At 39.5% G+C, this 4,878-nt stretch carries 5 protein-coding genes; 3 read left to right on the top strand and 2 right to left on the bottom strand.

Annotation, left to right across the window (positions count from 1 at the left end):
• Together PHC85_03305 and PHC85_03300 are read right to left on the bottom strand one after the other, a co-directional pair.
• Positions 1-622, bottom strand: a 622-nt coding sequence (locus PHC85_03305) for a cobalamin-dependent protein (GenBank protein ID MDD5033108.1), incomplete at its 3' end; no start/stop codon positions are given.
• Between the two features lie 58 nt (positions 623-680).
• On the bottom strand, positions 681-1,943 hold the full coding sequence (locus PHC85_03300; protein ID MDD5033107.1) for an oligosaccharide flippase family protein: 1,263 nt from the start codon (positions 1,941-1,943) through the stop codon (positions 681-683).
• Here PHC85_03300 and PHC85_03295 point away from each other — a divergent pair.
• The 3 genes from PHC85_03295 to PHC85_03285 are packed head-to-tail and all read left to right on the top strand — an operon-like array spanning position 1,943 to position 4,773.
• The gene (locus tag PHC85_03295) at positions 1,943-2,965 is read left to right on the top strand and encodes a glycosyltransferase family 2 protein (GenBank protein MDD5033106.1); all 1,023 of its coding nucleotides are present in this window, start codon (positions 1,943-1,945) and stop codon (positions 2,963-2,965) included. The genes PHC85_03300 and PHC85_03295 overlap by 1 nt on opposite strands.
• A gap of 24 nt (positions 2,966-2,989) precedes the next feature.
• Complete coding sequence (locus PHC85_03290) at positions 2,990-4,402, top strand: radical SAM protein (protein ID MDD5033105.1); 1,413 nt, start codon at positions 2,990-2,992, stop codon at positions 4,400-4,402.
• Positions 4,399-4,773: a hypothetical protein gene (locus PHC85_03285; protein MDD5033104.1), complete on the top strand. Its 375-nt coding sequence runs from the start codon at positions 4,399-4,401 to the stop codon at positions 4,771-4,773. The genes PHC85_03290 and PHC85_03285 overlap by 4 nt, the downstream gene beginning before the upstream one ends.
• The last annotated feature ends 105 nt before the right edge of the window (positions 4,774-4,878 follow it).

Below are 4,878 nucleotides of genomic sequence, written 5' to 3'. Positions count from 1 at the left end.
TCATCATAACAGCCACTGGACGAGTCATTCCTTCCGAGTCATGCGGCATTCCTCTGTAAGTTTTCGGGTCTTTGTTCAACAGGTCATAAGCCGGCCACGGAATGGAGTTTAAGTCTTTTATGTATTCACGCGGTTCTGTCGGGATGAAATTATTGTTTTCGTCCAAATAAGCGATTCCTTTTACGTTTTTGAAATCATCGGATCTTCCCTCTATTTTTTGGACAAGTTCCAAAAGCGTCATCTCTCCTTCGCCTTTGACCACAAAATCAATCGCGCCGTGCGTTTCCCTTAAAATTTTTTCCGATTCCGTTGTGGCGGCAAAACCGCCGACGATTATTTTTTTGCCGGGCAAAACTTCTCTGGCCAGTTTCACTGTTTTGACTATTGTCGGAAAAATCAAAGAGACGCCGGTAATTCCGACTATGTCGGGATTTTCTTTTTCAAACATTGTTTTCATCTCACCCCAGTCCATCTGAACCGCGTCGGCGTCTATCACTTTTATGTTTTCATAGCCGTTTTTTCTCAGATAGCCGGCTAAATACAGAAGGCTTAGTGGCGGAGCGCTGGAACTTACATGCCCTATGTCGCAAAAGGCGGGCGGTGTTAATAGTAGAATTTTCATATCCGGATTTTTTTATGAATTATTAAAATTTAACAGATTTCCTTGCGGTAAACAATTATTATGTTTCTTTGACAAAAAAATAAGTTATCATCGCTGAACTTAAAGCTCTTGTTAAGGCAAAAGACCAAATAAGTCCGGTTAGGCCGAAGTATTTTATCGCGAAAAGCATTATCATCGTTTTTAATAGGGCGAATCCTATGTTGAATTTTGCGAGCGGTTTTATCCGTCTTTTCGATTCCATAAAATTAAGAAGCAGGGCGCCGAAAGCAGCTACGGGGATGGACAGGGCGTAGATTATTGAAAGACTTACGTATTTGGCATATACGGGAAAAAGCAGACTAAAGATGAGCGGCGCGAATATCGCGTAGATTAAAATTACGGCCAGCATTGCCAGCGTTAAGAAAAGTGATTTTCTTAAAGATTCGTTTTTGATATAAGGGTCGGAGATGTCTTTCGCTGCGAATTTGGGAGCGCTGAGCGGCGTCAAAAAGGTTATGAGATCTTTAAGCTTTTCCGGCATTTTTTTTGCTATGGCGTAAGCCGCGAGCTCGGCGGCGCCCAGATAATGAAATACGAAGATATTGTCTATGGACGAAGCAACCGTATTGAAAATGTTCAGATAGCTTATTTTTTTTCCGTAATCTATCGTCTGGCTCTCCGTTTCTTTTTTCGGTTTGTATTTTTTGAGGACAAAGATTAAGGCGAAAAGACGGATGAGGAAATTTATAAGAAAATAAAATCCTATTATAAAGACGACATCTTTGGAGAGAAAAAGAGTAATGACTATGCAAACTGAATAAATTATTGACGCGGCATTGTTTATAAGAGAAAGGACCTTGAAATTTTTTTTGCCGATAAGGTAATTGCTGTAGACGTAAGGAGTGTCGAGCACAGGAACGAAAAGCGCCGCTATAAGAACCAGCAGCGCGAGAGTGGAATCGTTTTGATAAAAATAATAAGCGCTTAAAATAATGCCGGCAAAAGTTCCCAAAAGCCCCCATTTAATTTTAGTTTTTAAGATTTTTATTATTCCGCCTTCAAATCCTTTCGCCACGCTTATGGTAAGCGAGTCGTTGAGCCTTGTGAGAGTGGTAAGTGACAAGAAAGATACGATTGTCAGCACATATTGGAATGTTCCGTAAGCTTCCGGTGGGATAAGGTTGGCAAAAGCGACAGACGTGGCAAGCCCCGCCAAAAGAGAAAATGCGTATTCGGAAATAAGCCAAAAATAACCTTTTATAAGGTATCGTATGTCTGTCCTGAGCATTTTTTCAAGAAAATTTATTGTTTTTTCCGTCTTTTCTTTTAGCGTTTTTATCATTGAAAAATACTGAAAAAAGAGTTATTTTAATGATAAATCAAACTTTAATTAAATCCAAACAAATTATGAGTCATTTGGGAAAGGATAAAGAAAAAATTAGCGTTGTCATACCTGTCTATAACGAAGAAAAAAACGTGACGGTTTTGCGCGACGAAGTTTTTAAAGTGATGGAATCTTTGGGAAAAGAGTTTGAAATTATTTTTATTGACGACGGGTCGGCTGACGGCACTTTTTCTGAGTTAAAGAAATTGGCAAGAATAAAAATAATTAAATTCAGAAAAAATTTCGGGCAAACTGCGGCGATGGATGCCGGAATTAAAAACGCGACAGGCGATCTTATAATCCCCATGGACGGAGACATGCAGAACGACCCGGCTGATATCCCGAAAATGATTCAAAAATTGAAAGACGAAAATCTTGACGTGGTGGCCGGATGGCGCAAGAACAGGAAGGACCCCGTTTTTAAGAAGTTTTTTTCTTTTTGCGCGGCGAAATTGAGAAGAATTTTAATAGACGACGGCATACACGATAGCGGCTGCACTTTAAAAATTTACAAAAGAGAATGCTTTGACCATGTTGATTTGGTCGGCGAAATGCACCGTTTTATTCCGGGTATTTTAAGTATAAAAGGTTTTAGAGTGGGAGAGATTGAAGTCAACCACAGGTCCAGAGCTCTCGGCAGGACAAAATACGGGTTAAGCAGGGGCATAAAGGGTGTTTTGGATATGTTTTCCGTCTGGTTTTGGAAAAAATACGCAAGCAGGCCGCTGCATCTTTTCGGCACAATCGGACTCTTTTTGGTTTTTGTTTCTTCGGCGGCCGGCATTTGGGCGGCTTATCTTAAGATTTTTGAAGGTTTGGACCTCTCAAACACGGCTTTAACCAATTTGTTTATGTTTGGTTTTTTGATCGGCATTCAGTTTTTAGTTTTCGGTCTTTTAGCCGATATGCTTTCAAAAAATTATTTCGCTTCAACAAAAGACAAAGTCTACGATATTGAGAGTATTGTAGAAAATGAATAGAAAGCCGAGAGAAAATATTTTTTCATGATAAAAAAAATAATTTTAATTTATCCGCCTTTTCCGATGTCGGAACGGTACGGGAGAGGTCTTTCTTCCATAGGCACATGCCTTCCTCCTTTGGGACTGCTTTCTTTGGGGGCTGTTTTGGAGAAAGAAAACTACAAAGTTGAAGTTTATGATTCGGATTTACTGAACAGCGATATCGGGCAGCTTGTGGAATACGTTGAAAATTTTTCTCCGGATTTTGTTGGAATATACTGCAATACTTCAAACTATCGCCGGGTTATTGATTACGCATCAGCCATAAAAAAAATAAGCTCGGCGCCAATTTGCCTTGGCGGTCCGCACCCGGTTATCATGCCCGAAGAAGTTTTAAAAAACAGCTGCGTGGATATTGTCGTGATGGGTGAGGGTGAAAACACTTTGATAGAACTTTTGGAGGCATTGAATAAAAAAAGTAGTTTGAAGAATGTAAAAGGGCTTGGGTATAAAGATGAAAGCGGAAATGTTTTTGTCAATGAAAAAAGGGAATTGATACAGGATTTGGACAAATTGCCGATGCCGGCAAGGCACCTTGTCCCGATTGAGAAATACCGTCCTTCGCCTCACCATTATAAGGAACTTCCGATGACTACCATGATTGTGAGCAGAGGCTGCCCGTTTGGCTGTCTTTTTTGCGCAAGCAGAAATGTGTGGGGGAAAAATTACCGCAATCGTTCAGTGGAGAAGGTAGTCGAGGAAATTAAATTTTTAATAAAAAAATACGGAATAAAAAATATAAATTTCTGGGATGATTTGTGGGGGCTTAAAGACGAATGGACAAGGAATTTTTGCAACAAGATAATAAGCGAAAAAATAAAGATATCATGGTCGTGCGAACGGCGGGTTGATACGGTGAATTTTGAGACGTTGAAACTTATGAAAAAAGCCGGATGCTATTCGATTTTTTACGGTGTAGAAAGTTTGGATCAGGAATGCCTAAATAACATCAACAAAGGAATTACGGTTAAACAGGCGGAAGAAGCCATGCGGCTTACGAGAGAAGCGGGTATTGAGGTGCGGGCGAATTTCATAATAGGATTGCCGGGAGATACACCGGAAAAAACGAGAAAAACAATCAAAAAAATATGCGAAATAAATCCGGATTACATTAAATTCAACATAATGACTCCTTATCCGGGCACGGAATTGTATAATCAGGTAAAAAGCGGCAAATGGGGCAGGTTTGAGGAAGACTGGAGCCGTTCAACCGGATATTTCGCCACTTTTTTGCCTTATGGATATAAAAATTTTGAGGAAATTGAAGCGATACGAAAATATGCTTTTCGTAAATTCCACTTCAGACCGAGATATATTTTAAGAAGAGCATCGAAGATAAGAAGTTTAAATGATATAAAAAAATACTGGAATGGCATGATGGCTGTTTTAAAAATATGATTCTTATCAACGAAAAAATTTCTTTAAGAGATATTATCTTGAAGTATGTAGTAAGAGATTTTTTCTTAGGGATGCTCGACCTTGTGCCTTCGGCAGTGGGGGTGGTCCTTAGGTTGATATTTTACAGATTTTTTCTCAAAAAATGCGGCAAAGGATTTACTTTAAGAGACCGTACTACAATACTTTTTCCCGAAAGAATAAGTATAGGTAATAATGTTGGCATAAGCCATTTTTGTTTTATTGACGGAGCGGGTGGAATAGAAATAGGCGACTATACCAGAATAGGCGCTCATTCTTCCATAATTTCTTCTTCGCACTCTTTTGAAAATCCTGATATGCCGATTAAGCTTTGGCAGGTACCCCTTGCTTAAGACACTGATTCTACAATCTGATTCGACCTTTGGATACCCGATTCATGCCTCATGGCGAACAATGCCGGAGGCATTTTCAGTATAGTATGGATTCGGGAATTGTTG

Source organism: Candidatus Paceibacterota bacterium (assembly GCA_028711505.1).
Taxonomy (GTDB): Bacteria; Patescibacteriota; Minisyncoccia; order JAHISW01; family Tagabacteraceae; genus JAQTSC01.
This window is presented reverse-complemented; position numbering and strand designations above follow the sequence as displayed.

Coding starts and splice junctions, on each gene's coding strand:
- PHC85_03300 (MDD5033107.1), bottom strand. CDS start 1,943: ATGATAAAAACGCTAAAAGAAAAGACGGAAAAAACAATAAATTTTCTT.
- PHC85_03290 (MDD5033105.1), top strand. CDS start 2,990: ATGATAAAAAAAATAATTTTAATTTATCCGCCTTTTCCGATGTCGGAA.
- PHC85_03285 (MDD5033104.1), top strand. CDS start 4,399: ATGATTCTTATCAACGAAAAAATTTCTTTAAGAGATATTATCTTGAAG.